A 1,277-nucleotide genomic window follows, 5' to 3' on the forward strand; every position below is an offset into this window, starting at 1 on the left:
CCGCTCCTTGTATGTTGTGTCTGGCCTGGCGAGAGAGGTTATGCTCGTTCGGCTGAAGAAGCACTTCCGGGGAGGCCGACCGCTCCTGAAGGCGGGCTCGCCCTGACCTTGTATGTAGAGAGGCCCCCCGCCTCATTGCCCACTACGAAGAGTATCGAGAAGCCGACAAGTCGGACTTCGCATTACAAGGTTGTAGCGGCATGAAGTTCGAGGTCGGGGAACCGGAGGCCATTGTCACCTAATTCGCTTGAGGGTGGGAATATGAGTGTCTGTGTCGGCCTGGATATCGGTTCACGCACTTCGATCGCAGGGGTGCGTAAAGATGGTCAACCTGCTGGACAATGGGATATCGCTCAGACCGCCGCTGGTCGTAAGGCTGCAGTGAAAAAACTGCAGGCCCTCAAGCCCAAGGCAATCGTGATGGAGGCTACCGGGATCTATTACCTGGACTTGGCCATTGAGCTACACGCTGCCGACCTACCTGTTTCAGTGATCAACCCCAAAAGCTTCCATAATTTTGCCAAGTTGATGCTGGTGAACAGCAAGACAGACGCAATAGATGCCCAGTTGCTGTCCGAGTATGGGGAGCGTATGACTCCGCGTTTGTGGACGCCTCCAAGCCCTGTACAGCTTGAACTCAGGGCCCTTGGCCGGCACATCAATCGTTTGGTAGGGCACCGTACCCGAGCGAAGAATGAGCTGCACGCATTGCAGGCGACCACTACGACCCCGTCAATGCTGATCGAAGATCAAGAAGAAGCGGTTGCCTCACTGGACAACCGCATTGAGCGTATTCGTAAAGCAGGACGCGAGTTAATCGCCCAGTGTCCGAGACTTACTCGACAATACGAGCAACTTCTCGCAGGCCCGGGGATCGGAGAAGTCTCGGCACTGGCTGCCTTGGCTGAGCTGACCACGCTGCCTGAAACGCTCAAGTCCTCTCAGGTAGCTCGCCATGCTGGTCTCGATGTTCGACAGACACAATCGGGCACGAGCATTGATAAACCCGGTCGGCTTGGCAAAAGTGGGAATGCCTACCTAAGGGCAGCCATGTACATGCCTGCATTGACCGCAGTGCGCTACGACCCTTATGCAAAGGCCTTTTACGAGTCGCTGATCAGAAGGGGCAAGAAGAAAATGCAGGCTATCGCTGCTGTCATGCGCAAATACCTGACTGGCATCTGGGCATGCATGCATGGGGATAAGCCATTTGAAACGGCCAAGCTTTTCAGCGCTGAGCACCTCAGAAAAGCTTGACCGCGAACAGAGTATCTACA

The 1,277-nt window shown here is 55.3% G+C and carries 1 protein-coding gene; it reads left to right on the forward strand.

Going from position 1 to position 1,277, the window contains the following annotated elements; genetic code table 11:
• The first annotated feature begins 261 nt into the window (after nt 1-261).
• A complete protein-coding gene (locus QSV36_RS14240) occupies nt 262-1,257 on the forward strand; it encodes an IS110 family RNA-guided transposase (protein WP_289132538.1) in 996 nt (331 codons plus the stop codon).
• Nucleotides 1,258-1,277 lie beyond the last annotated feature (20 nt).

Origin of the sequence: Pseudomonas sp. BCRC 81390, from assembly GCF_030341915.1 — a bacterium.
Classification (GTDB): domain Bacteria; phylum Pseudomonadota; class Gammaproteobacteria; order Pseudomonadales; family Pseudomonadaceae; genus Aquipseudomonas.

What these genes read in the sequence shown, in the direction of transcription:
- QSV36_RS14240 (WP_289132538.1), top strand. Translation starts at nt 262, where the DNA reads ATGAGTGTCTGTGTCGGCCTGGATATCGGTTCACGCACTTCGATCGCA.